Source organism: Lysinibacillus sp. Bpr_S20, from assembly GCF_023337835.1.
In the GTDB taxonomy this organism is placed as follows: Bacteria; Bacillota; Bacilli; order Bacillales_A; family Planococcaceae; genus Lysinibacillus.
On the sequence record NZ_JALNLQ010000001.1, the window covers coordinates 216313 to 243260 of the forward strand.

Genomic DNA, 26948 nt, shown 5'->3' on the forward strand with positions numbered 1-26948 from the left:
ATTGCGGCGCTTTCTATCTTCATATTGGAGGGAAGAACGATGAGTGGAAAAATATTACAATATGATAAACCTTCTTTACAAGGGACTTTAACGATTCCAGGTGATAAATCTGTATCTCACCGTTCTGTAATGTTTGGAGCGATTGCAACGGGTAAAACGACAGTTGAAGGCTTTTTATTAGGTGAGGATTGTTTGAGTACAATTGATTGCTTCCGAAAGCTCGGTGTAAAAATTGACGTTGAAGGAACAAATGTATCCATTGACAGTCCAGGCATTGAGGGGTGGCAAGAGCCTACAGAGGTACTATACACAGGTAACTCTGGTACGACGACACGTTTAATGCTAGGGATTTTAGCTGGATCTAATGTACATTCAGTAATGACGGGGGATGCATCTATTGGAAAACGACCGATGCGCCGTGTTATTGATCCGTTACGTCAAATGGGTGCACACATTACTGGAAGGGCAGATGGACAATATACGCCATTAGCTATCCAAGGTACAGCATTACAAGCTATTGACTACCATATGCCAGTTGCGAGTGCACAGGTGAAGTCAGCTATTTTACTGGCAGGTTTACGCGCTAAAGGTACTACAATTGTGCGAGAAAATGAAGTATCTCGAGATCATACGGAGAGAATGCTGCGCCAATTTGGTGCACAGGTTGATGAGGTGAGTGGTGTTATATCATTAAAAGGAGGGCAAACTTTAACAGGGACACATGTGTCTGTGCCAGGTGATATTTCATCTGCTGCCTTTTTCTTAGTAGCAGGAGCAATTTGTGAAAATAGTAAAGTAACGCTAGAAAATGTCGGAGTTAATCCAACGCGAGATGGTATCATCGAAGTGCTTCAGAGTATGGGGGCAGCTATAACAGTTCTGCCGAATGAAGATAACCAATCAGAGCCGACAGCAACAATTACAATTGAAACGTCAGCATTAAAGGGAACTACAATTGAAGGAGATATTATTCCTCGTCTTATCGATGAAATCCCAATCCTTGCTTTATTAGCAACGCAGGCAAACGGTAAAACGATTATTAAGGATGCCGAGGAGTTAAAAGTGAAGGAAACAGACCGGATAACAGCTGTAGTGGATGAATTGAAAAAACTAGGTGCTACAATTGAAGCGACTGAGGATGGAATGATCATTGAAGGACCAACGCCATTACGTAGTGCAAGCCTTAAAACTTATGGTGACCATCGCATAGGAATGATGGGCGCTGTGGCAGCATTAATAGCAGATGGTGCTGTCACTTTAGATGACGCAGAATGTATTGCGGTTTCTTATCCATCGTTTTTCGAACATATAGAGGAAGTAAAATAAAGTAAAGTAAAGTCGATACTTGACTCTCCAAGTCATTTGGGGAGTTTTTTCTTGTTTCGAAAGAAAATGTTATGTAGCATAAAGGTATTAATGAAAGAATAGGTGAATGACTGTGAACAATGCGATGACTGAAATGATGCAAGCTCTTGAACAAGGGGACTTAGCACTAATTGAACAGCTACTGGAATCATTTTTAACAAAGGAGCTACCTGAGGAAATTTATACGCTAGCCGAAGTATTTATGCAATATGGATATATGAAGGAAGCTGACCGTGTACTGGAGCATTTACAATTTTTATTCCCAGAAGAGGCACAGTTAAAAATTGATCGTGCAAACGTATTAATGGAACTGGGTGATGAAGATGAAGCGTTAGATTTTTTATTAGAAGTAGAGGAGACATCTCCAGAATATCCGCAAGCATTATTAGTATTAGCGGATTATTATCAAATGCAAGGGTTATTTGAAGTAGCAGAAATGCGCATCAACGAGGCGCTATCTATATTACCAGAAGAGCCATTATTACAGTTTGCTAAAGGGGAGCTTTTATTTGAAACTGGTCGTTTTTTAGAGGCTGCGAGACTATATGAAGAATTATATGAACAACAAATAGAATTTGCTGGGGTTAGTCTTGTTGAGCGACTTGCTGAGGTGTACCGCGCAGGAGCTGCCTATGAAACGGCCTTAGATTACTATTTAAAAGCACTGGATGATGAAGTAAAGCCAGATGTTTTATTTGGTGCAGCGTATTCAGCCTTCCAATCACAAAAATATGAAATGGCCATTAAACAATTAGAGGAATTAAAAGAATTAGACCCTGATTATTTTTCTGCTTATTTATTGCTTGCTGAAAGCTATGCCATGACGGAGGACAATAAAAAAGCTTACGCTGCTATTCTCGAAGGATTAAAGCGTGATGAATATGATAAGTCTTTATATTTATTCGCAGGTAAAATGGCTTTAAAAACGGGTTTGCCAGCTGAGGGTGAACAGCATCTGCGTGAAGCTATTGCTTTAGATCCTGAATACATGGAGGCAGTATTGGCTTTAATCTCTGTGTTGGCACAGCAAGAGCGTCATGAGGATGTTATTGAATTATTTGAAACGTTGCAAAAAAATGATTTTGAATGGAGCACGTTATACCCGTTTGCAGCGCATGCATATGAAAATTTAGAATTGTACGACCGTGCATACGAATTTTACCGTTTGGCATATAATGATTTTAAGGAAGACGCAGCATTTTTAGGGAAATATGTTTATTTCTTATTAGAGGAAGGCAAGCGTTCAGAAGCTAAAGAAGTACTCGGTCAATTAATAACTATTCAGCCAGGTGAACTTGAGTGGCAAGAGAAGTTAGAAACCTTAGAATTTGAGTAAAGGAGGGAGTGGGTATGACTGCTTCTGTATCAGTTGTCGATAAAAAAGCATTTGTTAGATGGTTTTTAAAAAATTATCAATTGAAACGTCGTGAGTGTGTATGGATTCTGAATTACTTATTAAGCAACGATGAGCTATTAAAACGGATTCGATTTGTTGAAGAAGCTCACTATTGCCCTAGAGCAATGGTAATGTCAACTGTTGACTCAACAGGTGTGCCGTTTCGTTTTTACAAAGGCAATGTAATGACAGCAGATGCTGAGAAATCCTTCCATGATTTACGTTTGCATGAGCATGAAGATATGTATATCCAATTGAATTTTCCAAATATACCACCAAGTGCACAATACTTAGCAGTTCTTGAAGAAAACCCTTATATGCCAGAAGCACTGATAGTTAGTGAAAAAGACCGTTTACTGGCAGAAGAGCTGCTTTCCAACAGCTTACTCGTATTCCAAGAAGAAAAATTACTCGCGCAAATTGATGAAGCTCTCGATCAGGGAGATGAAGAGCGGTTTTATGAATTGTCAAATTTGTTACAAGCTTTAAAGGAAACGGCTAATTTACGATAGTTAAAAGTAAAAATTGAATGTCCTTTATCTACCTCAATATGATAACATAGCAAGTGAATGATTGTTTTCACTTTTTATTGGTTATCCTATTGAAGAGTGGAGAAGGGCATTTTTTTATTTGTAGCGATAGCTACGATGAAGGCGAAATTGATTTATGCAACTAGAGGAGGTTAGTAAAGATGTATTTTAATGCAAGCGATGTGACATCGTTTATGGCACAGAAGGAATTTATCGATACAGCTATTGTTCCGCTCGTATCCGTCGATTTAACTCCTGAAAAAATGAAACAAAGTGGTACAGAAGCAGATTTTTTGTTATCGCTTACATCTTTTATAGAACAACAGTTTAAAGGTCGTTTATTACTGATGCCACCATTTTCGAGTAGTGCAACATTAAAAAACGAAGATCTGCCGAAGCAATTAGAGGCACAATTACATAATGCTGGTTTTAAGCATGTGTTCTTCATTACTTGTGACCATTTTTGGACAAATATTGGAGAGGAAGTAAATGTTATTTGGCTACCAGCAATTCCGTTAGAAAGTATGGATAGAGGCGTGAAGAACTCCATTCTCGAAGATCAATTGCGACAAGTGATTCCGATGCTTTCGACCAAATGGGCACAGATTTAACAATTTGTTTCAATAAATGTTCACATTCTCCAGCTTTCCACAGAATGCTATATTGACCAAGCTATGGAGTTGATATATCATAGATATGTCCTAGTATTACTATTTGTAAAAGACTGTCCGTTGGACTGACCTTTAAGTTAGAGGGGGGAAAAAAATGAGTAATAATCGAGTTTCACGTCGTCAATTCCTAAGTTATACACTTACTGGTGTAGGTGGCTTTATGGCGGCGGGTATGCTGATGCCAATGCTTCGTTTTGCAATAGACCCAGTACTACAAAGTCATGCAGGTGGGAACTTTATAAAAACAGAGCATAAAATCGCTGATATTACTGAAAAACCTGTTAAAGTTGACTTAAAATTTGAACAAGTTGATGCATGGTACAAATCAGAAGTAACAAACGTAGCATGGGTTTTCAAACAAGGCGATCAAATCGTTGCATTATCTCCTGTTTGTAAGCATTTAGGATGTATGGTGGATTGGGGATCAGATTCAACACACCCAGATCAATTCTTCTGTTCTTGTCATGGTGGACGCTACGAGAAGAATGGTAACAACGTAAAAGGAACACCACCGTTAGGTCCGTTGGATGAATATGAAGTAAAAGAAGAAGACGGTTACTTATCGCTTGGTCCAATTCGTGCAAATACTCTAGTTAAGTAAGGGGGTACAAAAAAGTGCTAAATAAAATTTATGATTGGGTCGATGAACGCTTAGATATTACACCGATTTGGCGTGATATTGCCGACCACGAAGTGCCAGAGCACGTGAACCCTGCACATCATTTTTCAGCATTCGTTTACTGTTTTGGTGGATTAACATTCTTCATCACAGTGATTCAAATACTATCAGGTATGTTTTTAACAATGTATTACGTACCAGATGTAGTAAATGCTTGGAAATCAGTTTATTATTTACAAAACGAAGTAGCATTTGGTGAAATCGTACGCGGTATGCACCACTGGGGAGCTTCATTAGTAATCGTAATGATGTTCTTACATACTCTTCGTGTATTCTTTACAGGTTCTTATAAGAAACCTCGTGAATTAAACTGGATGGTTGGTGTAGGTATTTTCGGTGTAATGATGGGTCTAGGTTTTACAGGATACTTATTGCCTTGGGATATGAAAGCATTATTCGCTACAAAAGTAGGTATCCAAATTGCTGCATCTGTACCGTTTATCGGTGAATGGATTAAAATCTTATTAGCGGGTGACTCAACTATTCTTGGTGCTCAAACGTTAACACGATTCTTTGCGATTCATGTATTCTTCTTACCTGCAGTATTGTTTGCATTACTTGCAGCACACTTTATCATGATTCGTCGTCAAGGAATTTCAGGGCCGTTGTAATAGTTCTTGACGGTTCGATGATTTTTTAAAGGAGGGGACAAAATGCATCGCGGAAAAGGAATGAAATTTGTTGGTGATTCACGTATTAAAGCGAATCACAAAATGCCGAACGTTCCAAAGGATTATTCCGAATATCCAGGTAAGACGGAAGCTTTCTGGCCGAACTTCTTACTAAAAGAATGGATGGTTGGTGCTGTATTTTTAATTGCTTATTTAATATTAACAGTTGCACATCCATCACCACTTGAAGGACCAGCTGATCCAACAAGAGCGTACATTCCATTACCGGACTGGTACTTCTTATTCTTGTATCAATTATTAAAATATTCATTTGCTTCAGGTCCATATAATGTTATTGGAACTGTTGTTATTCCAGGTCTTGCATTTGGAGCGCTATTATTAATGCCATTTTTAGATAAAAGTCCAGAACGTCGTCCATCTAAACGTCCGTTACCAACAGCGTTTATGTTATTGACTCTGGCAGCTATGTTTTACTTAACATGGGAAGCAGTTGCTAACCATGACTGGGAAGCTCAAAAAGCAATGGGTGCAATTGTAGAAGAAGTTGACGTTACTATTGATGAAACACTACCAGGTTATAAAATTTGGAGTGGTGAAGCAGGTGACTCAGCTAAATCTTGTATCGGCTGTCATGCGGCTGACTTAAAAGGTGGACCAGCTGCTCCAAAGTTACTTGGTAATACTTTAACGGCTGATGAAGTTGAAGATATTATGCATAATGGTCGTGGCAACATGCCACCTGGCCAATTCCAAGGTACAGATGAAGAAGCGAAGCAATTAGCAGAATTTATTGCGAGCTTAAAAGAAGAGAAATAAGTATGTTTAAAAGAGTCAGGAAACTGGCTCTTTTTTTCTTCTAGTATATTAATGTGACTATTATACCTTCAAAAAAGTTCCCGCAAAATATATTTTACTTCTATAATATTCATATAGGATATACATACAATTTAAGATATTCGAAAGTGAAGAGGCAGTTACCAATGCAATAGCCTAACATTTGCTATAGTCTACTTTTAAGGGAGGCTCATCAATAAAAGGTAGGATGACATTGGTTAAAATGAAGCTAAGTTGAATGGAGTGGAGACTTGGCGACACCTTGGGGAACAGCGATAGGGGAACGAAGGCTAAGAGCATCAGTCGGAACGGAAATCAACGTACGTTTTGGATGGAGGCAAAAAATACTGCCAATATTCAATGTTGAAAGAATGTGGCCTATTAAAAACAATTTTATACATAATAACAGTTAAAAAAGGCATCTTAGTAAAGACAGAACTTAAAGGAGTTTTAATTATGCAAATTACACGTGCAAACATCTGGTATCTCCTTACCCATAAGTCATTTTTAATACTATTACTTATTATCAATCTATTAGGAACTATTTACGGTTATTATTGGTATGGAGGGCAGCTTGCCATCACGAAACCAATTTTTTATATTTTTGTACCGGATAGCCCGACAGCTAGCTTATTCTTTTGTTTTGTATTGTTAGCTTGGATTATGGGTAAAAGATGGCCGCTAATGGAAGTGCTAGCACTGATTACATTAGTGAAGTATGGAATCTGGGCCGATGTGATGAATATTTGGACGCTGATTGAAACTGGATCTATTGGTAGGCAAGGATGGATGCTTGTGGGCTCGCATTTTGCAATGGCTGTCCAAGCTATTCTGTATCTTGGCAAATATGTTTTTTCATATTGGCATATTGCCGTTGCGGCCGTATGGACATTGCATAATGATGTCATTGATTATGTATTTGGTCAAATGCCGATGTATCGTGATTTAGCGGATTACACGAGCTATATTGGATACTTTACTTTTTGGTTATCAATTATATGCATTTTTCTAGCCATCTTTTCAATTAAGTGGCGCAAATATTTGCCGAATTAGGTAAATGAATATAGAATTATAGTATCGAGGTAGAAAGGGGTTAGAAAATTGTCAACAGGTATGTATATTGTTTATTTTGCAATAATAATGCTACTGCCGCTTTACGCTCAGATGAAAGTAAAGGGTACGTATAATAAATTTGCAAATGAACGTACAATGAAGGGACAAACGGGTGCAGAGGTAGCGCGTGCGATTTTAGATGCGAACGGCTTATATAATGTACGAGTTGTTCCAACACAAGGTGTATTGTCTGATCATTATAATCCGGCAACAAAAACAGTTGCTTTATCAGAAAGTAACTTCTACGAGGCGAGTATTGCTGGCGCTGCAGTTGCTGCCCACGAGGTTGGCCATGCCATCCAGCATAAAGAAGCTTATTCAATGCTAACTTTACGTAGTAAGCTAGTGCCAGTCGCAAATATTTCATCAAATATGTCTTGGATATTTGTCATGATTGGTATTTTTGCAACGAACCCAAAATTTTTACTTTTAGGGATCGTATTATTAGCAGCAGGTGTGGTATTCCAATTAGTAACGTTACCTGTAGAGTTTGATGCATCTAAGCGTGCATTAGTACAAATGAACTCTTTAGGGATTATTACAAATGAAGAAGAGCGTCCTGCACGAAAAGTGTTAAGTGCTGCCGCATTAACATATGTTGCCGCAGCAGCAGTAGCAGTATTAGAATTACTACGTTTAGTATTAATCTTTACAAATATGCGAAATGACGACTAATAAAAAACTTGTTGTAGTGGGAATTCACTATAGCAAGTTTTTTAATCCGTTAAGCCTTCTAGTTAATCAAGGTGGATAACATGATGAACCAACACAAACGCACCTCGTTTGATAATTTATATGTAGAAAAAGCCTACATCTATCGAAAAAGTAACATGTTTTCGAGGAGAGCAGGCTGATTGATCATGTTAATGGAGTGGTTGTTTTTGCTCGTCCAGCGTGAAACCTTCTCCTGCAACATCGCGTACTTCGATGATAGATACAAAAGCATGAGGATCAATCTCATGGACAATAGATTTTAAGCGTACAACCTCATTGCGGCCAATAACACAATAAATAACTTCTTTTTGTTGCTTCGTAAAATGGCCATGACCTTCAAGTATAGTAATGCCGCGTTCCATTCTTACTGCAATCATCTCTGCAATGGCGCTAGATTCTTCAGATATAATAAGTGCCCCACGTGCTGCATATGCTCCTTCTTGGACAAAATCAATGACACGTGCACCAACGAATACCGCAACAAGGGTATACATCATAGAGCGTGCATCTAAAAACGTTAGCCAAGATAGTGTAATGACAATTGCATCAAAGATGAACATTGTTTTACCCATACTCCAACCAAAATATTTATGACCAAGACGTGCTAAAATATCTACTCCGCCTGTAGTACCACCGAAGCGAAAGACGATACCGAGCCCTAGTCCAACAAAAACCCCTGCAAAAAGAGCAACAAGTAACAAATCGTCTTCTAAATGAATCGTAAATTGATACTTTTGGAAAACTTTAAGGAAGACGGAGACAGATAAAGTTCCAACAAGCGTATAAATAAATGATTTTTTTCCAAGTAAACGATACCCAATTATAAACATAGGAATGTTTAATAGTAAATTCATGATGGCGGGGTCCCAGCCTAGTGTAAAATAAAGTATGAGAGTAATCCCACTTAGGCCCCCTTCACCAAGTTGGTTTTGCATGTTGAAGTGGACAAATCCGAAGCTAAAAATTGCAGCTCCGAGCATTATTGCGACGATATTGCTGATTTTGATCTGTTTTAGCATATGACCTCCTGAAGTCTCAATCAATGAAGTAGTGCTATCTATTATCTGACATTTTATTGTTTTTGACAACAATGGTGTAAATTTTATACGATGGTAAGTAGGAGTGTGATTTAGATGACTGAACAAGTGACAATGCAAGCTTTACAGCAGCGTGTGGATGATTATATTGGACAATTTAAGGAAGGCTATTTCCCGCCATTCGAGTTATTGGCACGTCTAACCGAGGAGCTTGGTGAATTATCTCGCGAGGTACAAGACGTTTACGGGCAAAAGAAGAAAAAGAGTACAGAGGAAGCAAACAGCATCGAAGAAGAATTAGGAGACTTTTTCTTTGTTTTAGTTTGTTTTGCAAATGCACAAGGCATAAAATTAGATGAAGCACTTTTACGCGTTATACATAAATTTGAAACAAGGGATAAAGATCGCTGGACTAGAAAGGATGGGGAATAATGTCAATTCGTGTAGCAATTGCAGGACCAAGGGGAAAAATGGGGGCTGAGGCTGTACATACGGTCATGAAGCATGACAAAATGGAATTAGTAGCTGTGCTAGATTATAAAGAAGTAGGAAAAACATTAGCTGATTTGGAGATGTTTCCATCAAGTTATACGGCTCCAATCTTTACAGATATGTCTGACCTTATAGAGGCAACTGCACCAGACGTATTAGTAGATTTAACAAGCCCACATGCAGTATACAAACATACTAAAGAGGCCTTAAGACTAAATGTACGACCTGTAATTGGTACAACGGGCTTTACAGATGAACAATTAGAGGAATTATCAGCAATTGCTAAAGAAAAAGAACTAGGCTGTATTATTGCTCCAAACTTTGCGATAGGAGCAATCCTGATGATGAAATTTGCAAAGGAAGCAGCAAAATATTTACCTGATGTTGAAATTATTGAAATGCACCACGATCAAAAGCTAGATGCTCCTTCAGGAACAGCTGTTAAAACAGCACAATTGATCCAAGAGGTGCGAACACAAAAGATGCAAGGACATCCAGAGGAAAAAGAAACGCTTGAGGGGGCACGTGGGGCAGAATTTGATGGCATGCGTATTCACTCAGTTCGTTTACCAGGTTTAGTGGCACACCAGCAAGTGTTATTTGGAGGAGACGGACAGCTATTAACAATTCGTCATGACTCGTTAAACCGTAATTCTTTTATGTCGGGTGTAGCATTTTGCGTAGAAGAAGTCATGAAAATGGATCAACTTGTATATGGTTTAGAAAACATCATCTAAAGATTGGGATGGAAGCATTATGAAAATCGCATTAATTGCACATGATCGTAAAAAAGATAATTTAGTACAGTTTGCTATTGCTTACCAAGATATTTTAAATGAGCATACTTTGTTCGCTACAGGTACGACAGGACAGCGTGTTATAGAAGCTACAGGCTTAGAGGTAACACGTTTTCGTTCAGGACCACTTGGTGGCGATCAACAAATTGGCGCAATGATTGCCAATAATGATATGGACATGGTCATTTTTTTCCGTGATCCGTTAACAGCACAACCACATGAGCCAGATGTTTCTGCACTTATTCGTCTTTGTGATGTTTACCAAGTGCCACTGGCCACGAATATGGGAACAGCAGAAATATTACTAAAAGGCCTACAAGAAGGCTTTGTGGATTGGAGACTGATTCAAGAAAGACGAAATTAATAAAAGACGTGATTTAGAAAGGATGATAATCGAATGAAAAAGCTGAAAATTGGCATTACCTGTTATCCAACAGTTGGAGGCTCTGGTGTTATTGCAACAGAATTAGGAAAAATGCTTGCAGAGAGAGGACACGAGATTCATTTCATCACCTCAAGCGTACCATTTCGATTGAATAAAATTTATCCGACCGTCTTTTTCCATGAAGTAGAAGTTAATAATTATTCAGTATTTCAATATTCGCCATATGATATAGCATTAGCGAGTAAAATGGCGGACGTGATTAAGGATGAAGGACTAGATGTGCTTCATGTACATTATGCAATACCACATGCTGTCTGTGCTGTTTTAGCACGTGAAATGAGTGGTCGGGACATTGGGATTGTCACAACGTTACATGGTACTGATATATCGGTACTTGGGCAGGATTCCACCCTTTCACAGGCCATTAAGTATGGCATAGACAAATCTGATATCGTAACAACAGTGTCAGAGGCATTAAAGCAACAAACCTATGAGCTTATTGATACAGTAAAGCCGATTAACACGATTTACAACTTTGTAGATGAACGCGAATACTTCCCACGCAGTCAAGGAAAACTAAAGGAACAATTCGGAATTCAAGAAGACGAAAAAGTTATAATTCACGTATCTAACTTCCGGAAAATAAAAAATCTACCACATATTATAGATTCCTTTATGAAGATTCGCGCAAACATGAAGGTAAAACTGTTGCTTGTAGGAGATGGACCAGAAAAGCATCGTGTAATGGACCAAGTAAAGGAAAGTCCTTACATGAATGATGTTCTATTTTTAGGGAAGCAAGAAAATCTGGCTGAATTGTATGCGATCAGTGATCTTAAATTATTACTATCACAACAAGAATCGTTTGGGCTAGTTTTACTTGAGGCAATGGCTTGTGGTGTACCTTGTATTGGATCAGCTGTAGGCGGTATTCCAGAAGTCATTGAACATGGTGTAGATGGCTATATAGTGGAATTAGGTGATACGGACGCTGTGGCAGAGTATGCCGTGGACTTATTGAATGATAGTGAGAAATTACAACGTTTCCGAGAAGCAGCTATCCGTGCTGTTGATGAAAAATTCCATTCATCTAAAATTGTAGAACAATATGAAAAATTGTATGAAAAGGTTGCGGAAAGAAATCATGCAAAACAATAAAGAATGGCAAGCAGCCTATTCAGTTATTGAACAACTAGAAAGCGCTGGCTTTGAAGCAGTAATCGTCGGTGGTGCGGTACGAGATGCCATACTCGGTCGCCCTGCCCATGATGTAGATGTTGCGACAAATGCTATGCCCGACGAAGTAAAATCTGTCTTTCATCACACAGTAGATATCGGGATTCAGCATGGGACGGTTCTTGTAATCGTGCCAGCTGGATCGGTGGAGGTAACGACATATCGCACAGATGGAGAATATACGGATCACCGTAGACCAGAGGAAGTGCAATTTGTACGTTCGCTAAAAGAAGATTTACAGCGCCGTGACTTTACGATGAATGCCATTGCGATGCGTCGCGATGGCGCTTTTGTTGATTTTTACGGAGGACGCCAAGATATTGAAGCTGGTATTGTTCGAGCTGTTGGTGACGCACAGAAACGCTTTTCTGAAGATGCTTTACGAATGTTGCGCGCCGTCCGTTTTTCTGCACAGCTCGGATTTCAAATTGAATCAGAAACCTTGAAAGCAATGCGGGACAAGGCCGATAATATTTCTTGGATTGCAAGGGAACGCATCAAGGCAGAGCTCGATAAGCTGTGGGTAGGGAAAGATGTTTTTAATGGTATAAGAAAGCTGGAAGAAAGTAATTTAGTGAATTATTTGAATGGTACTTTCCAAGCGGATGACTGGTATGCATTTAATACCCAGGATAAGCAATTAGGCTGGGCATATTTTGCGGTCTTACAGGGTGAGCATTGGCGAGAAGTGCTAGGTGACTATCGTTTATCGAATAAGGAGATGGCGTTTGTAAAAGCTGTGATAGAAGCTTTAAAAGCTTTAACAAACGGCTGGACAAACATGGATTACTTTTTGTATACAGAACAGGAGCTGGAGGCTGCTTGTTATTTTGCGGAGCTGAGACAGCTTGATGTTCAAATGCCACAACAAAGTATTCAGGAAATACAGACAAAACTCCCTATTAGGCACAAGCGAGAGCTAGTTGTAAACGGTACAGATTTATTAAAGTGGTCTGGCAAAAAGGGTGGACCGTGGGTAAAAGAAGCATTGCAGGCGATGCTTGAAGCGGTTGTCAATGGTGAGCTTCAAAATGACCAACAACAGATCAAGAATTGGATAGAACACGATTATTTCAAACAAATGTAATTAACAAGAGAAACCCCGAAAGTCTTAGATCATCAAGGCTTAGGGCGTTTTTCTTTTTATTTGATTTGTTACTAACTAGGTTTAGTTAATTTTTTTGAGGTAATAGAGCAAATTTTAGAGATACATTTAATAATAAAATAAATCAAGAGGTGTTTATCACTATCAATACTAACCTTGGGATTTTTTAGAGCAAAAAAACTTTAAAAAAATATCGATTTAAAGTAGTTTTTGCACATAAATAAAAAAAGCAGCAAAAGCTACTCTCTTTTAATCATTATCACGTATGGACTAGAAAAACAGTTTCATCGCATTAATCCATATCCCTCAAATGCAATGTGTCCTTTCTATAAGCAGGACAATGTTTTTTTTATGTTGTTAGCCATAAATAAACAGCTCCTTAAACTATGCTACTTCGTCAATTTCCTCCATTTTCAACGCTCATTCAAATTTTTTAGGTGTTAACTCCCATAATTTTTGGGCAATTAAGAAAACTTCGATTTTCCCGAATTCACTATTTTCCTGATTTTATCAATTTTTGTTCAATTTTAAACAAAAGTTGATTTTGAAATTATGTATATTGAATGGTATGGTAATAGCATACTTTGGTAAATAAACAAAGATTCTTAATCTTCGCAAAAAAACAGTGAAAAATTATAGTTCAAAAGGAAACAATAAAGTTTTATTACTAAAAAGAAATCGATATCCCTTAGGGATAATACCCTGTCAGTGATAGTAATAACATTTACAATAGATTGTTAAAGTAATAAATAAGACTATTGTTTTCAATAATATCAGAAAGGGTGTTGAGAATTTACGTAAAACCTTATATTAAAGAAGTTACAAATAAAAAGGTTGCAGAACAATTAGCTATTGCACATGTAATGAACTAATTGGCTAAAAAACTTTTAAAGCTTAAAATAGGCAAAAAAACGAGTGAATGTAATGCAGGTAACCTACTTTATAAGTTCATTCGTTTTTATTGTAAGAGTGAAAAATATGAATATAGATAAGAAGGTACTGGCTATGAATAAATATATTAAAATTTTTACAATTACTAAGGGGGGGTGAAATAGTGAAAGTAACAAAAATTTTTAGCATTATTACAATTTTGTTTATTACTATTTTTGCATTCGGAAGTTTAAAGGCATCAGCCGCAAGTTTGGATTTATCAGAGCAACAAAAACTGAAATATTACAAGCAGTATAAGGAAATTGTAGAAGAAATCAATTCAGGAAATCCAAATGCAACATTGGAACTTGTACCTTTTGAAGAATATAAATCTGAAGATTATGTTGAACTATCAGAATTTAAAAAATATGCAACGGAAAGAGCTAGTGTAAATTTTGTTGATACATCAGAGTCAGAAAGTGGTATTCAACCCCGTAGTATAGCATATGGTACAAAGACTAAAAGTGTAAATTCTAATGGGGCAATAGCGACTATTACTGTTAAAGGTTCTTTTGAAACTCAATATGAAAGTTATTATCAACGACAAATGTTTACTAGAATTAACTCAATTACTTCCTCAACTTCTATTGGATCTTGGAGTCAAACGGATTATATTCCAAGTTTAATTGATGGTGGACGTACGTATTCAATTTTAGTAGGAGGTAAATTAACTATAAATAGTCTTACTTCTAACCATAATGTTTCTGTTCAATTTTATTGTGATTCAAAGGGTTCGATTAGTTAAAAATAGAATTTAACTAAAAAAGAGTAGCATTTTGCTGCTCTTTTTAATATTATCTGTGGATGTTACAAAGTGAACATATTAAGAAACGAGGATTGCGTAAATATTTAGAGGAATTAGAAGTTGAAAACTTTATTCGATAATGAATTGGATTTATAAAACTTATTTTTAAAATATCGAGTCAACACGTTGATTAGTTACGTTTCAAAACCAATTATAAAGTTTAGAAAACTTATATACATAGCTGAAATTCATGTAAGATGTAGTAGGAAATATCAAATGAAATTAACATTGATTTTTAAACGAGGAGCCGTTCTCAAAAATGAATGAGACGGCTCCTTATTATTAAATTAAGCTCTTTGTTTGTTTCTATAATTTATTTGCTTATCACCAAAAATTGGAGATGACATTTGTTAAAAAGCATACCATGTGCTAAGTTGATTGTAGTGGATGCTGGGCGACTCCTTGGGGATCAACGATAGGGGAACGAAGGCTTAAGTAAAATAGTTAAAATTAACGAATAAATAGTGTCTATAAGTATTTGAGGATAGAATGTGGTCAATTGTCATAATTTACAGTATGATTAATATAATTCAGATTGATAATGAACAACAAAAATTACTAATAACTAATAGCAGAGTTTACTAAAGGATTGATTAGCATGAGTATATCTATGAAGGATGAAATTTTAAAAAGAATATTAGCTGCTAATGGTGAAGCGGTTTCGGGTCAGGAGCTAGCAGATGCCCTTGGAGTATCACGTACAGCTGTGTGGAAGCATATGCAGTCACTACAAGAGGAAGGCTATACATTTGAAACTGTAAAGAAAAAGGGCTATGTACTGACGGGTGTGCCAAATAGCTTAAGTCCAACACAAATTGAACTATTTTTAAATACAGAACATTTTGGACGTGAAATTCATTATTTTGATGTTGTAGATTCAACACAAATAATCGCCCATAAGCTTGCACAAGAAGGCGCTCCTCATGGCACGATTATAATCGGGGAGGAGCAAACTGCTGGTCGTGGTCGTATGGCACGTCCATGGGAATCAGTAAATGGCACAGGGGTTTGGATGACTATAATAGTTAGACCGGATGTTACTCCGCAGCAAGCTTCATCATATACGCTTGTTGTAGCCGTTGCGGTTACGATGGCGATAAAAACATTATATAAACAAATTGAACCAGCCATTAAATGGCCAAATGATTTGCTCATTAACGGTAAAAAATGTACAGGGATATTAACAGAGATGCAGGCTGAGGCAGACCGTGTACAAGCACTACTAGTTGGCATAGGTCTTAATGCAAATCAGGTCGAATCAGATTTCTCCCCAGAAATTGCTGATATAGCTACATCTTTACGTTTAGAAGCGGGTGAGGAAATTAATCGTGCGGCCCTTGTTGCGTCCATTTTACAATACTTAGAACAATTCACGGAATTATACGTGAAGGAGGGCTTTGCTAGCATTAAAAAGCTATGGGAACAAATGTCATGTACGATTGGACAACGGATTGAAGTAACAACTTTACGTGGACGCTTTGAAGGCATTGCCAGTGGGATTACAGATGAAGGTGTACTACAGCTAACAGAGGATAATGGCACAGTCCGGACAATTTATGCTGGAGATATAAAAATTTTATAGAAACACAAATGACAAGCATACTAAAGAACGTATATTTTCGAATAATATACGTTCTTTTATATTTATTTTTCTCGTTTGTAGTCTTGTCTAAAGAAAATAAGAGAAAGTATTAGTAAAATACTTAGAAAGTTTCAATTTCCCTATACAGGTTCTTATAAAAATCGTGTTTACCACTTATCCGAAAATTTAGTGGACTATATGAAGCCATTTTTCCGCTCTTCCTAGGGATTTCGTATGGATGAATACCCCTTGCTCCGCGGGTATTTACCCTTGCTTCGCGGGTATTTGCCCTTGCTCCGCGGGTATTTACCCTCGCTTCGCGGGTATTTGCCCTTGCTTCGCGGGTATTTACCTTTGCTTCGCGGGTATTTACCCTTGCTTCGCGGGTATTTGCCCTTGCTCCGCGGGTATACCTTTGCTTCGCGGGTATTTACCCTTGCTTCGCGGGTATTCATCCTTGCTTCGCGGATATTTACCCTTACTCCGCGGGTATTCACCCTTGCTTCGCGGGTATTTATCCTTGCTCCGCGGGTATTTGCCCTTGCTTCGCGGGTATTTGCCCTTGCTTCGCGGGTATACCTTTGCTTCGCGGGTATTTACCCTTGCTTCGCGGGTATTTACCCTATTTCAAGCCCCTCCAATGATAAATAGCTCTCTACTTTATTTTTTCTTTAACCTGATCAATATCATTCCATACATAAATAAGCTCTTCTACTATTTTTCCGCCAATTTTAATTTCGGTGTTATTGACGTATTGTGCTCCATAATATTCATAGAAATCACGTGTTTTATTTTCTGCTAATACTTCAACAAATACTTTTTCGTATCCTTTTTGATTAAAATAGACGAATATTTCTTTGAGTAGTTGCTTCCCGACTCCCTTTCCTTGATATTCTTCTAAAAGATAGATAGAGGTTAAATCGGTTGCATTCGGTACTGAATTAGTTTTTCGTGTGCCACCTGTTACAAAACCGATTATTTCACCTTGTTCGTTTTCAGCCACCAGTACATAATTCGTAGCATCTGAAATATTCTTCTTCCATAGCTCCGTTCGCTGCTCGTAAGATAAATTATTCAAAAAATCATCTGGAAGAATGCCTTTATAAGTTGTTCGCCAACTGTCAACATGTACTTTTCCGATACCTTGAGCATCTTCAATGTTTGCTTTTCTAATTTTCATATTGATCACCTCAATAATCGTATTTTTTTCTCCAAGATAACAGGCGTAACTGACTTGAATTACCTCAGATTCTGTCTTAACTTACTACTCTGATGAAAATTCCTTACTAAAAACATTCATTCATATGGGTATTGAAATATTATATAATAAATAGAAAATTCTCACTATTGGTCAAAAGAAGGAACTTAATCTTATAAAAATCATACTAAAAAGGCAGAATCACAAAATTGTAATTCTGCCTTATAAGTGAAGAAAATTGTATCTTAGTATACTTCCTTTATTTCAACGTTAACTGTAAGTCACCATATGAAAGATTTACTTTAAGCTGGTTATCACCGTTAAAAGATTGCGATACCTTGCTATTTTGATCCTTCTTATCAACTATAAGATCCCCGAAGTCAGTTTGTAATTCATAGCCAAGTTCACTTTTTTTATTTTGTAAGTGAAGTATAGCATCACCAAAGTTAGATGTAATAGTGGATGAACCATTTAATGTTCCATCAATGATAATATCACCATGCTCACTTTCGGCGACGAATCCATTACTTGAAAATTGTTGTAGCTTCATATCACCAAATGATTGTGTAATCTCTGTTTTCTCACCAGCAGTGTCTTTAATTATAATGTCTCCAAAATCTTCAATGAGATTTAACTCCTGATAATGCAAACCACGAATGATTGTATCCCCAAAATTACTATCGAGGACAACGTTTTTCAATTTTACATCTGAAGGAACATAGATTTTGATGGAAGGAGTTCTGAAGTTACCAAATCCGAATTCAAAACCTTTCTTCTTCTTAGCCTTTGTTTCAACAGTTAATGTATGATCTTTTATACTGTACGTCACATCATCTTCTTCAACAACATTTGTTTCTAATGTAAAACGATCACTAGCAATAATTTCAACATCTCCATAGGTATTGATCACTTTGAGGTTAGTGAAATCATCTAGTTTGTAGGTATTATTGATTAGTGTATTATTCTGTGGCAATTGGATGCCTTCATCAGTTAGCACAAAACTCCATTTCCCACCGGAGAAATAACCAACTAGGGCTAATAGTATGCCGAAAGCAATCATAGTAATGGCGATATGGGTATGTCGAGACGTCATTAATATCCCACCTTCCGTTTCTTCGTCATTTTATGGAATAGTTTACCTAACGCTTCAACACAAACAACAACGATTGTTTTGATTAAACGAGCAACGATTGGGAAAAGCAGGATGCCAAGACCCGTAACAATAAAGCCAACACCCATAAAGAGTATCGCTGTCTGCCAGTGCTGAGTTAAAATGAAGAAGCCCGAAATAAGTGCAACAATTCCACCGAAAAAGATACCTAGCATAGTTGCGATAATCGCAATAATAACACTGAATATTACTGCTCCAAATGAAAAAATAAGTGCTATAGCAACTACAAGTAACGGTAATGAAAGTGGGGCAGATAAGATTGCTAGAATGATAAGCCAAATCGCAGAAACATTCTTCTTAGTTGAAGCTGAAGTTGCTTCTAAATCCTTTAATGCATAGTCCGCCATTATTTGTGATGCAACATGAGAAGGGGAGCCAAGTTGTTGAATGACCCGCTGTTCGTTTTCTTCTCCAGCTTCATCGAAATATTCCTCATAATAGGCAAGCGCAGCATCAATCTCATGCGCTGGAAGGCGTTGTAATTTCCCCCGTAGCTTCTTCAAAAAGCTTGCTCTATTCATCATATTTCCCTCCTAAAAGTACACAATCAACCATTTCTTTATACTTTTGCCATTCTTTTAATAGTTCCAGCAATCGTATTCGACCTTGATCAGTAATTTGGTAATAGCGTCTATTCCTGCCTTGGTAGGGCTGATCGTAAGTTGTTAAGCAATCTGCTTTTTGTAAACGACGTAATACTGGGTACAGCGTAGATTCTGATATATCCATCACAGATTGTATTTGCTGTGTTAATGAGTAGCCGTAAGCATCCTCTTTATCGACGATGGCGAGTACACAAGCGTCAAGCAAAGCTGAGCCAAGCTGAAATGTCATCTTTCCTCACCTCACAATGATTTACCATACAAGGTTTTATATTATACGTCGTATAGTATGGTGGAAGTATATTACATATCACATTGAACTGTCAAATTTTTTAAGTGAAAAATAAAAATGATAGTGGTGTCACTTTTTTTGTTGACAATAAAAGGAATATTGATTACGATAAAAATGACAACTGTGTCATTTTAAATGTTCGGAGGTAGAAAATATGCCAAAGGTAAGTCATGAATATGTACAGGAAAAGAAAAACAGCATTTTAGAAGCAGCTATAACAGTATGTAAAGTGAAGCCACTCTACGACATTACGATGAGGGATATTATTAAAGCGTCAGGGGTAAGTCAAGGTGGGATTTATCGTTATTATTCAGACCTGGATGAAATACTTGTTGATGTTATTAATCAAGTAAATGCTAACGCAGACTATAAACATATGATCGATGGAATTACAGATACGAGTAATTCTCCCACAAAAACAATCATTAAATTATTTAATTTTCTTGGAGAATACATGAAGGAAAACGTATCAACAGTCGGAAAAATTCAATTTGAGCTTACGATTTTATTTGCTAACAATCCAGAAAGAGAAAAGAAAATTTTATCGAGCATTTATGAGAATGAAAGTGGGCAATATTTGATGCAACAAATTTTTCAGTCAATCCATAAGGGTATTTCTTCAGGATACTTTAAGCCGGAAGTGTCGATGGAGGATTTATCTACCTTTATGATGACATCCATTGATGGCATTGTGAGAGACGTTGTCTTGCAAAAATGTTACGGGATGTTCTCGAATGATCAAGTGCAGTTTGATGAGATTCGATTGATGAATACACTTTGCAAATCCGTATTATTACTATTGGGTACGAAAGGAGGGAAGGATGAAAGATGGGAGTAGAGATAAGAAGATTTCTATTTTATACCTTTGCTACGTCATGGATCATATGGGGTAGTTTAGCCTTATTAACACAGCTAAATTTACTGAGGTTTGGCAATGCAATATCAATGCTATTATTTATTCTTGGTGGCATTACTCCTGCAATTTGTGAGATTTGGTTGAAAAAGAAATATTCGACTAAAGAAGAGTTCAAATCATTTATCCATAATGTGAAAAATCCTAAGCATCCTGTTTCTTGGTACATATTTGCAATCGGATTGGCATTTGCGGCTTGTTTTTTACCAACGTTATGGGGCGGAGCAACTATGGAGAATCCAATGTATCTGGCGTTACTTGAATTGCCAATCATGATTATTGGAGGAGGATTGGAGGAAATTGGCTGGCGTGGTTTTTTACAGCCCACATTGCAAAAAAGATGGTCTCCTTTCACCAGTACAATTATCGTGGGCGTTATTTGGACAGTCTGGCATTTGCCATTATGGTTTGTTATTGGATCCAATCAAATGAACATGAACTTCCTTTGGTTTTCTCTAACAGCTTTAGCGCTGTCCTTTTTATTAACAATCATTTACCTCTCCACTAAAAGTATTTTTATATGTATTATTTTCCACGCTTTCATTAATTCATTTTGGAATGTCTTTGTACCAGTGACAAATGTAAAGTCTGGTGTATTCACATTTTTATTTGCTCTATTGCTATTTACAATGTTCGAAGTTTATCGAAAATCAAACTTTCAGAAACGGATGTTTTGAATTTGGTAATATTTATTGATCGTAATTATTAGAAAATAATATTTGAAGATTACTAGGTGAATCTGTTATAGTATGTGCGAAGGGCAGTATCCTTTTGTGAACGGCACCTTCAAAACGCAAGAACAATTTACAAAAATATCTGCCTTGATCTTTTAATGACAGGGACGGAAGAAAACAAGCGTTCAAAAATATAACTTAATTTAATGGAACGGCAATTCATTTGGTTACCTCCCTTTATTAAGTTATGGCCTCTACTCAACAACGAGAGGTGATTTTAGGTGACGAACGAAACACTACCCTTCTGTCTATTTTAGGAACAGTGGGGTTTTTCTGTTTTCTTCCCTTAAAAAGGAGGACTACATGATGAAAACAACTTCAGATTTTTTAAAGATGAAGGGAGCGGGTGAGAAAATCGTTATGCTCACTGCATACGATTATCCAGCTGCAAAATTTGCTGAAGAAGCAGGCGTCGACATGATTCTAGTGGGAGATTCACTAGGTATGGTCGTTCTAGGTTATGATTCTACAATGCCGGTAACAGTAGCCGATATGGTTCATCATGCAAAAGCAGTGCGCCGTGGGGCGAAGGATACGTTTGTTGTTGTGGATATGCCATTTGGTTCATACCACGGTGATGTAAACGAGACGTTGAAAACGGCAGTATCCATGATGCAAGAAACAGGAGCAGATGCGCTAAAGTTAGAGGGAGCAGACGATGTTCTACCAGCAATTCGTAAATTAACGTCAGCTGGCATTCCGGTGGTAGCTCATTTAGGTTTACTACCTCAATCAGCAGGAGTGCTCGGTGGCTACAAAGTTCAGGGTAAAACAGCTGAACAGGCAACGAAACTCATAGAAGATGCAAAAAAATGTCAAGAGGCTGGAGCATGTGCAGTCGTCTTAGAATGTATTCCGCATCAGTTAACAGAGATGGTATCCGCTAATCTCATTATTCCAACAATCGGCATTGGAGCTGGTGTTGAGGCTGATGGACAAGTATTAGTTTATCATGACATGTTAAGCTACGGTTCACATCATGTACCAAAATTTGTGGAACAGTTTGCTAATATGGGGCAAGAAGCAAGCCGTGGAATTGCTAGTTACGTAGAAGCGGTAAAGACAGGTACATTCCCGACGCCAAAGCATTCCTTCACGATGAAAGAGGAAGCATTGGATCAGTTATATGGGGGCGTAAAGTAATGAAAGTCGTAACTACTATCCAAGCATTAACCGTAGAAATCCAAGCAGCTAAGGAAGCTCAAAAAACAATTGGACTCGTTCCAACAATGGGGTATTTACATGAGGGCCATTTAACGCTAGCAAAAACAGCTCGGGCTGAAAATGATTTAGTCGTGATGAGCATATTTGTCAATCCAACACAATTTGGACCAGATGAAGACTTTGAAAGCTACCCTCGTGATTTGCCAAGGGATACTGCTTTAGCAGAGTCTGCCGGTGTAGATATTGTTTTCGCACCGAGTGTTGAAGAAATGTATCCGCATAATGGTGGTATTCGTATTCATGCGGGTGAACAGGCAACCATTCTTTGTGGGGCAAGCCGACCAGGACATTTTGAGGGCGTTTTACAAGTCGTTGCAAAATTATTTCACCTAGCACAGCCGACACGAGCATATTTCGGACAAAAAGATGCACAGCAGGTTGCAATTATTGCGACGATGGTACGAGATTTTAATTTCCCTTTGGACATGCGTGTAGTACCCATTGTACGTGAGGAAGACGGTTTAGCGAAATCCTCTCGTAATGTGTATTTAAGTGAAGCGGAGCGTCTTGAGGCACCAGCCATTAATGAAGCGCTACAGCTTGCTCGTGATAGCTTTTTATCGAATAGGGATGCGGCTAATGCACTTGCTAAAGCAAAGGCACATATCGCGGCACGTACACATGGTCGTATAGACTATATTGAATTATTAGCGTATCCAGATTTAACACCCGTAATTGCTGAGACGGAGCAAGTGCTTTTAGCTGCAGCCGTCTATATTGGTAAAACGCGTTTAATTGATAATTGTATCTTTAATGTGAAAGAAGGATTGTAAAATGTTACGAATGATGATGAACAGTAAAATCCACCGTGCTACAGTGACACAAGCAGATTTAAATTATGTTGGTTCTATTACAATTGATGAGGATATTTTAGATGCAGTAGGGATGCTACCAAACGAAAAAGTGCATATCGTCAATAATAACAATGGCGCACGCTTTGAAACTTATATTATTGCAGGGGAACGTGGATCAGGTGTTATTTGTGTGAACGGAGCAGCAGCTCGCCTAGTACAACGTGGAGATATTGTGATTATTATTTCTTACGTGTATGTAGATAACAAAGAGGCAAAAGATCATAAGCCAACAGTAGCTATTATGGGCGAGAGTAATACAATTAAAGAGATGATATCGTATGAGCCAGAGGCAACAGTAATGTAGTTGGCTGAGACGAAGGTGAAGATTTAACCTAAAATTTAAAAATTTCACATCATAAAGCGCGAGAAAGCAATGTTTCTAAAAATTGATTTCTCGCGCTTTTTTTGTGAAACGAGATGAGCCAAGGGCAATCGCAGATAAAGTAGCGAAATCGCTGATAAAAGTTTGACAATCGCTGATAAAGTAGAAGAAATCGCTGATAAAAGTTCAACAATCGCTGATAAAGTAGAAGAAATCGCTGATAAACCTCCAACAATCGCTGATAAATTTCCCGATATAACGCTGATAAAAGATTTCTACCATTGATTGCTCCCGCTATATAAAGTTATGCCTAGTTTTGTCCTGATCTCTTGTTTTTGTGTGTGATCTAAAAGGTGAAGGGATGCCGCTGAGCCAAATATATGATAAAATTCATCTATCTAATGTGAACTGTGAGTTGAGATGTATGATGGAAAGTCAAAAATATGCAATTGTTGATTTAGAGACGACTGGTCATTCACCGGCAAATGGGGACCGAATGATTCAAATCGCAATTGTTATTATGAAGGATTGGAAAATTGAGCGCACCTTTACGAAGTTTATTTATCCTGGTAAAGCGATTCCAACTTTCATTCAGGATTTAACGCATATTACGGATGAGGATGTAAAGGATGCCTTGCCGTTTGAGGCACATGCCGACTACATATATGAACTGCTTGCTGACTGTGTATTTGTCGCGCATAATGCGGATTTTGACTTATCCTTTTTACAAGCAGAGTTCAAGCGTGCGGGTTTACCGAAATGGCAGGGTAAAAAGATGGACACGGTTGAGCTTGCCAAAATATTGTTCCCTATGTCACTCAGCTTTAAGCTAGGTGATTTAGCGGCAGATTTAAATATAGAGCTGGCAAATGCACATCGAGCGGATGACGATGCCCGTGCAACTGCTGAGCTATTTAAACGTTGCTGGAAGGAGCTACTCAGTCTCCCTCAGCTAACTCTTGAACAAATGCATAAACGTTCATTCAGATTGAAATCAAATTTATCCCAGCTTTTCTTTGAAGCTCTTCAAATTAAACGTCAGCATGTAACTACTACTGAGAATGTCTCCTACTATCGCAATTTAGCTATTTGTGATGGACGAAAAAAGCATACAAATTATGCGGAGGTTGTTTCATATCCACAAACAGCAGCTGACAAAACAGCATTAATGACAAAGGCGATGCCGAATTTTGAGCAACGACCTGCCCAATTCGAAATGATGGATACGATTTGGCAAGCGCTCAATGACAAAAAGGAGTGCGTTATAGAGGCCTCAACAGGTATTGGTAAAACAGCAGGCTACCTACTCCCTGCGATTTTGTATGCTCGATCTGTCGATAAAAAAATTGCGATTAGCACCTATACGTCGCATTTGCAAGAGCAGCTTGTTGAGGAAGAGCTACCGAAGATTGAAAAAATCCTTGGTACTAAAGTAAATATTGCTGTTCTTAAGGGGATGCAGCATTATATTGACGTTTCACGCTTTGAGCAATGTATGGCTTATGCTGATGAAACTTATGATGATACATTTACGATTTTGCAGATTCTCGTTTGGTTGACTAAAACCGAGACAGGTGTGCTAAGTGAGCTCAATGTATCAGGTGGTGGACAACTATTTTTAGAGAAAATCCGCAAAATACCCGATGAAAAACCTTTAAAGGGCTTTGATTTCTATGAGCAAGCATTAAAAAATAGTGAATTTGCAGATTGTATTGTAACCAATCATTCTATGGTACTTAGTGATTTAGTACGTCAAACGCCGATTTTTACACAAATTGACGGATGGATTATTGACGAAGCACATCAATTTATACAATCTGCCATGCAGCAGGACGAAATTGTTTTCTCCTATACGCAGTGGAAGTACATTTTCGGTCAAATAGGAACGATGGAGGAAACTGCTTTGTTCCAGCAATTTAGTCAAGCTGCTAAGAAAAAACAACGTGTTTCTATGCAAAACTTGCAGCGTCTAGATGCACAATTCATACGCTTACAACGGACATTCGACGAAACCATTCAACGAGCTGTTCAGAAAATGCAGCAACAAATGAAAAGGAAACAAGCTAGTAGTAAATGCACTTTGTTTTTAGAGGATGTATCGCTAGCAAAAGAACCGCTTTTACAAGTAAGTAAGCTCACACAGCAGTGGCTTGATCTTGCGACAGAAGCCGGTCTGGCCTTTGAAAATAATATTGAACAATTAGATAAAAATGAGCGCTATCTTTTATCGGAATGGCATTATTGGATCCGTGAAATGAAGGTGAAAATCGCTGAATGGGAGGAAATTTTCCTTTCGCCACAGGATGATCATTCAGTATGGCTAGAATTTGATATACGGAGCGTTCCTGGTAGCTTGCACGTTTTTAAAAAACCTGTTAATGTCACGCCGATCATTGAAAAGGTACTTGACCCTCTTCGTAAGCAGGCAAGTATAGTATGGACTTCTGGTACGTTAACTGTGCCAGGTAATGAGTGTTTTGTGACGCGACAACTTGGTATTTCTGATAGTGTGCAAGTAAGAAAACTCCAAGCACCACCATCCTATTATGCAGGAGCGAAGGCATTTATTGTCACAGATATGCCTGACATTCAGCATGTGTCACAGGATGAATATATTGAAGCGGTCGCCCAAGCGATTACACGTACAGTGCGAATGACGGAAGGACGTTGTTTTGTCCTATTTACCGCTCAGGACATGCTTCGCAAAACCGTGGAGCTTATTCAAGACAGTGAACTCCTTGATGACTATATGCTCTTTGCACAAGGTGTGACGGGTGGTAGCCGTATGCGAATCCTGAAATCATTCCAAAAATTTAGCCACGCCGTTCTTTTTGGTACAAACAGCTTCTGGGAGGGCGTAGACGTTCCGGGTGATGCACTTGCGTCGGTTATCGTTGTGCGTCTGCCGTTCTCCTCACCTGAAGAGCCTGTATTTAAGGCGCGGGCAAAACATATTACTGCACAAGGTCGCAATTCTTTTAATGAGCTATCACTGCCAGAAGCCATCATGCGTTTTAAACAAGGCTTTGGTCGTTTAATCCGTTCTTCACAGGATAAAGGAGCCTTTATCGTTTTAGACCGCCGCATTTCAACAAAGTCGTACGGTAAGGAATTTATCAAGGCGTTACCACCAATTGACGTAAAGAAATTGCAACTACCTGAGTTGTTAAAGGAACTTAATAATTGGCAGAAATAGTTGGAGCCCCTTTTAGCAGTGTTGCTAGAAGGGGTATTTCGTATTTTGCCTAGCAACTTGGACAGATGAGCTTGTACGACAAAGTAAAGCTCATACAAGGATGTTACTCTTCACTATATGAGTGAGAAGGAGTGACGTA

At 38.0% G+C, this 26948-nt stretch carries 27 protein-coding genes; 22 read left to right on the top strand and 5 right to left on the bottom strand.

Annotated features, from left to right (window positions below; genetic code table 11):
* Positions 1-39: 39 nt before the first annotated feature.
* The 9 genes from aroA to MWJ95_RS01125 all read left to right on the top strand — a co-directional run bounded on the left by aroA (position 40) and on the right by MWJ95_RS01125 (position 7895).
* Positions 40-1326 (top strand): 3-phosphoshikimate 1-carboxyvinyltransferase, encoded by a 1287-nt coding sequence (gene aroA / locus MWJ95_RS01085; RefSeq protein ID WP_249103734.1) that lies wholly within the window; start codon positions 40-42, stop codon positions 1324-1326.
* A gap of 106 nt (positions 1327-1432) precedes the next feature.
* Positions 1433-2701 (top strand): tetratricopeptide repeat protein, encoded by a 1269-nt coding sequence (locus tag MWJ95_RS01090; protein ID WP_249103737.1) that lies wholly within the window; start codon positions 1433-1435, stop codon positions 2699-2701.
* Positions 2702-2715: 14 nt separating this feature from the next.
* A complete protein-coding gene (locus MWJ95_RS01095; protein WP_249074130.1) occupies positions 2716-3273 on the top strand; it encodes a ReoY family proteolytic degradation factor in 558 nt (185 codons plus the stop codon).
* Between the two features lie 179 nt (positions 3274-3452).
* Entirely contained in the window at positions 3453-3902 is a 450-nt protein-coding gene (locus MWJ95_RS01100; RefSeq protein WP_249074129.1) for a DUF2487 family protein, read from the top strand.
* 154 nt (positions 3903-4056) lie between these two features.
* Complete coding sequence (locus tag MWJ95_RS01105; RefSeq protein ID WP_249074128.1) at positions 4057-4563, top strand: Rieske (2Fe-2S) protein; 507 nt, start codon at positions 4057-4059, stop codon at positions 4561-4563.
* Positions 4564-4577: 14 nt separating this feature from the next.
* Positions 4578-5252: a menaquinol-cytochrome c reductase cytochrome b subunit gene (gene qcrB / locus MWJ95_RS01110; protein ID WP_053482547.1), complete on the top strand. Its 675-nt coding sequence runs from the start codon at positions 4578-4580 to the stop codon at positions 5250-5252.
* A gap of 42 nt (positions 5253-5294) precedes the next feature.
* Positions 5295-6089 carry a menaquinol-cytochrome c reductase cytochrome b/c subunit gene (locus MWJ95_RS01115; RefSeq protein ID WP_249074127.1) on the top strand — a complete coding sequence of 265 codons (795 nt, stop codon included), beginning with the start codon at positions 5295-5297 and terminating at the stop codon, positions 6087-6089.
* 474 nt (positions 6090-6563) lie between these two features.
* Positions 6564-7160, top strand: a complete 597-nt coding sequence (lhaT, locus tag MWJ95_RS01120) for a lipoprotein heptaprenylglyceryl N-acetyltransferase LhaT (RefSeq protein WP_249074126.1) — start codon at positions 6564-6566, stop codon at positions 7158-7160.
* A gap of 60 nt (positions 7161-7220) precedes the next feature.
* Positions 7221-7895, top strand: a complete 675-nt coding sequence (locus tag MWJ95_RS01125) for a zinc metallopeptidase (RefSeq protein ID WP_249104509.1) — start codon at positions 7221-7223, stop codon at positions 7893-7895.
* A 188-nt stretch (positions 7896-8083) separates the two neighbouring features.
* Here the strand turns inward: MWJ95_RS01125 and MWJ95_RS01130 are convergent, their stop codons facing one another.
* On the bottom strand, positions 8084-8953 hold the full coding sequence (locus MWJ95_RS01130; protein WP_249074125.1) for a YitT family protein: 870 nt from the start codon (positions 8951-8953) through the stop codon (positions 8084-8086).
* Positions 8954-9067: 114 nt separating this feature from the next.
* On the opposite strand from MWJ95_RS01130, the gene MWJ95_RS01135 reads away from it, so the two are divergent.
* The 7 genes from MWJ95_RS01135 to MWJ95_RS01165 all read left to right on the top strand — a co-directional run bounded on the left by MWJ95_RS01135 (position 9068) and on the right by MWJ95_RS01165 (position 16303).
* A complete protein-coding gene (locus MWJ95_RS01135; RefSeq protein ID WP_132359220.1) occupies positions 9068-9403 on the top strand; it encodes a nucleotide pyrophosphohydrolase in 336 nt (111 codons plus the stop codon).
* The gene (gene dapB / locus MWJ95_RS01140; RefSeq protein WP_249074124.1) at positions 9403-10200 is read left to right on the top strand and encodes a 4-hydroxy-tetrahydrodipicolinate reductase; all 798 of its coding nucleotides are present in this window, start codon (positions 9403-9405) and stop codon (positions 10198-10200) included. The genes MWJ95_RS01135 and dapB overlap by 1 nt, the downstream gene beginning before the upstream one ends.
* A 19-nt stretch (positions 10201-10219) precedes the next feature.
* Positions 10220-10624: a methylglyoxal synthase gene (mgsA, locus tag MWJ95_RS01145; RefSeq protein ID WP_100544579.1), complete on the top strand. Its 405-nt coding sequence runs from the start codon at positions 10220-10222 to the stop codon at positions 10622-10624.
* A gap of 33 nt (positions 10625-10657) precedes the next feature.
* Positions 10658-11803, top strand: a complete 1146-nt coding sequence (gene bshA, locus MWJ95_RS01150; protein ID WP_249074123.1) for an N-acetyl-alpha-D-glucosaminyl L-malate synthase BshA — start codon at positions 10658-10660, stop codon at positions 11801-11803.
* Positions 11790-12968, top strand: coding sequence for a CCA tRNA nucleotidyltransferase (locus MWJ95_RS01155; RefSeq protein WP_249103740.1), 1179 nt, complete (start codon positions 11790-11792; stop codon positions 12966-12968). Before bshA ends, MWJ95_RS01155 begins: the two co-directional genes overlap by 14 nt.
* Positions 12969-14040: 1072 nt before the next feature.
* A complete protein-coding gene (locus MWJ95_RS01160) occupies positions 14041-14661 on the top strand; it encodes a hypothetical protein (protein WP_249074121.1) in 621 nt (206 codons plus the stop codon).
* Positions 14662-15319: 658 nt separating this feature from the next.
* Positions 15320-16303: a biotin--[acetyl-CoA-carboxylase] ligase gene (locus tag MWJ95_RS01165; RefSeq protein WP_249074120.1), complete on the top strand. Its 984-nt coding sequence runs from the start codon at positions 15320-15322 to the stop codon at positions 16301-16303.
* Positions 16304-16958: 655 nt separating this feature from the next.
* Here the strand turns inward: MWJ95_RS01165 and MWJ95_RS01170 are convergent.
* The 4 genes from MWJ95_RS01170 to MWJ95_RS01185 form a co-directional block, all read right to left on the bottom strand.
* Positions 16959-17483, bottom strand: coding sequence for a GNAT family N-acetyltransferase (locus MWJ95_RS01170; RefSeq protein ID WP_249074119.1), 525 nt, complete (start codon positions 17481-17483; stop codon positions 16959-16961).
* 277 nt (positions 17484-17760) lie between these two features.
* Positions 17761-18594, bottom strand: coding sequence for a DUF4097 family beta strand repeat-containing protein (locus MWJ95_RS01175; RefSeq protein ID WP_249074118.1), 834 nt, complete (start codon positions 18592-18594; stop codon positions 17761-17763).
* A complete protein-coding gene (locus tag MWJ95_RS01180; RefSeq protein ID WP_249103742.1) occupies positions 18594-19196 on the bottom strand; it encodes a DUF1700 domain-containing protein in 603 nt (200 codons plus the stop codon). Before MWJ95_RS01180 ends, MWJ95_RS01175 begins: the two co-directional genes overlap by 1 nt.
* On the bottom strand, positions 19186-19506 hold the full coding sequence (locus MWJ95_RS01185; RefSeq protein WP_249074116.1) for a PadR family transcriptional regulator: 321 nt from the start codon (positions 19504-19506) through the stop codon (positions 19186-19188). Before MWJ95_RS01185 ends, MWJ95_RS01180 begins: the two co-directional genes overlap by 11 nt.
* 214 nt (positions 19507-19720) lie before the next feature.
* On the opposite strand from MWJ95_RS01185, the gene MWJ95_RS01190 reads away from it, so the two are divergent.
* From MWJ95_RS01190 to dinG, 6 genes are all read left to right on the top strand, one after another.
* Positions 19721-20404, top strand: a complete 684-nt coding sequence (locus MWJ95_RS01190; RefSeq protein WP_249103743.1) for a TetR/AcrR family transcriptional regulator — start codon at positions 19721-19723, stop codon at positions 20402-20404.
* Positions 20395-21156, top strand: a complete 762-nt coding sequence (locus tag MWJ95_RS01195) for a CPBP family intramembrane glutamic endopeptidase (RefSeq protein ID WP_249103746.1) — start codon at positions 20395-20397, stop codon at positions 21154-21156. Before MWJ95_RS01190 ends, MWJ95_RS01195 begins: the two co-directional genes overlap by 10 nt.
* A 363-nt stretch (positions 21157-21519) precedes the next feature.
* Positions 21520-22356 (top strand): 3-methyl-2-oxobutanoate hydroxymethyltransferase, encoded by an 837-nt coding sequence (gene panB / locus MWJ95_RS01200; protein WP_249074113.1) that lies wholly within the window; start codon positions 21520-21522, stop codon positions 22354-22356.
* Positions 22356-23210 (top strand): pantoate--beta-alanine ligase, encoded by an 855-nt coding sequence (gene panC, locus MWJ95_RS01205; protein ID WP_249103748.1) that lies wholly within the window; start codon positions 22356-22358, stop codon positions 23208-23210. The genes panB and panC overlap by 1 nt, the downstream gene beginning before the upstream one ends.
* Position 23211: 1 nt before the next feature.
* Positions 23212-23595 carry an aspartate 1-decarboxylase gene (gene panD, locus MWJ95_RS01210; RefSeq protein WP_249074111.1) on the top strand — a complete coding sequence of 128 codons (384 nt, stop codon included), beginning with the start codon at positions 23212-23214 and terminating at the stop codon, positions 23593-23595.
* 442 nt (positions 23596-24037) lie between these two features.
* A complete protein-coding gene (gene dinG, locus MWJ95_RS01215) occupies positions 24038-26809 on the top strand; it encodes an ATP-dependent DNA helicase DinG (RefSeq protein ID WP_249074110.1) in 2772 nt (923 codons plus the stop codon).
* The last annotated feature ends 139 nt before the right edge of the window (positions 26810-26948 follow it).

Excerpts from the sequence above, each read along its gene's own strand:
- aroA (WP_249103734.1), top strand. The coding sequence starts at position 40 with ATGAGTGGAAAAATATTACAATATGATAAACCTTCTTTACAAGGGACT.
- MWJ95_RS01090 (WP_249103737.1), top strand. The coding sequence starts at position 1,433 with ATGACTGTGAACAATGCGATGACTGAAATGATGCAAGCTCTTGAACAA.
- MWJ95_RS01095 (WP_249074130.1), top strand. The coding sequence starts at position 2,716 with ATGACTGCTTCTGTATCAGTTGTCGATAAAAAAGCATTTGTTAGATGG.
- MWJ95_RS01100 (WP_249074129.1), top strand. The coding sequence starts at position 3,453 with ATGTATTTTAATGCAAGCGATGTGACATCGTTTATGGCACAGAAGGAA.
- MWJ95_RS01105 (WP_249074128.1), top strand. The coding sequence starts at position 4,057 with ATGAGTAATAATCGAGTTTCACGTCGTCAATTCCTAAGTTATACACTT.
- MWJ95_RS01115 (WP_249074127.1), top strand. The coding sequence starts at position 5,295 with ATGCATCGCGGAAAAGGAATGAAATTTGTTGGTGATTCACGTATTAAA.
- lhaT (WP_249074126.1), top strand. The coding sequence starts at position 6,564 with ATGCAAATTACACGTGCAAACATCTGGTATCTCCTTACCCATAAGTCA.
- MWJ95_RS01125 (WP_249104509.1), top strand. The coding sequence starts at position 7,221 with ATGTATATTGTTTATTTTGCAATAATAATGCTACTGCCGCTTTACGCT.
- MWJ95_RS01130 (WP_249074125.1), bottom strand. The coding sequence starts at position 8,953 with ATGCTAAAACAGATCAAAATCAGCAATATCGTCGCAATAATGCTCGGA.
- MWJ95_RS01135 (WP_132359220.1), top strand. The coding sequence starts at position 9,068 with ATGACTGAACAAGTGACAATGCAAGCTTTACAGCAGCGTGTGGATGAT.
- dapB (WP_249074124.1), top strand. The coding sequence starts at position 9,403 with ATGTCAATTCGTGTAGCAATTGCAGGACCAAGGGGAAAAATGGGGGCT.
- mgsA (WP_100544579.1), top strand. The coding sequence starts at position 10,220 with ATGAAAATCGCATTAATTGCACATGATCGTAAAAAAGATAATTTAGTA.
- bshA (WP_249074123.1), top strand. The coding sequence starts at position 10,658 with ATGAAAAAGCTGAAAATTGGCATTACCTGTTATCCAACAGTTGGAGGC.
- MWJ95_RS01155 (WP_249103740.1), top strand. The coding sequence starts at position 11,790 with ATGCAAAACAATAAAGAATGGCAAGCAGCCTATTCAGTTATTGAACAA.
- MWJ95_RS01165 (WP_249074120.1), top strand. The coding sequence starts at position 15,320 with ATGAGTATATCTATGAAGGATGAAATTTTAAAAAGAATATTAGCTGCT.
- MWJ95_RS01170 (WP_249074119.1), bottom strand. The coding sequence starts at position 17,483 with ATGAAAATTAGAAAAGCAAACATTGAAGATGCTCAAGGTATCGGAAAA.
- MWJ95_RS01175 (WP_249074118.1), bottom strand. The coding sequence starts at position 18,594 with ATGACGTCTCGACATACCCATATCGCCATTACTATGATTGCTTTCGGC.
- MWJ95_RS01180 (WP_249103742.1), bottom strand. The coding sequence starts at position 19,196 with ATGATGAATAGAGCAAGCTTTTTGAAGAAGCTACGGGGGAAATTACAA.
- MWJ95_RS01185 (WP_249074116.1), bottom strand. The coding sequence starts at position 19,506 with ATGACATTTCAGCTTGGCTCAGCTTTGCTTGACGCTTGTGTACTCGCC.
- MWJ95_RS01190 (WP_249103743.1), top strand. The coding sequence starts at position 19,721 with ATGCCAAAGGTAAGTCATGAATATGTACAGGAAAAGAAAAACAGCATT.
- MWJ95_RS01195 (WP_249103746.1), top strand. The coding sequence starts at position 20,395 with ATGGGAGTAGAGATAAGAAGATTTCTATTTTATACCTTTGCTACGTCA.
- panB (WP_249074113.1), top strand. The coding sequence starts at position 21,520 with ATGAAAACAACTTCAGATTTTTTAAAGATGAAGGGAGCGGGTGAGAAA.
- panC (WP_249103748.1), top strand. The coding sequence starts at position 22,356 with ATGAAAGTCGTAACTACTATCCAAGCATTAACCGTAGAAATCCAAGCA.
- panD (WP_249074111.1), top strand. The coding sequence starts at position 23,212 with ATGTTACGAATGATGATGAACAGTAAAATCCACCGTGCTACAGTGACA.
- dinG (WP_249074110.1), top strand. The coding sequence starts at position 24,038 with ATGATGGAAAGTCAAAAATATGCAATTGTTGATTTAGAGACGACTGGT.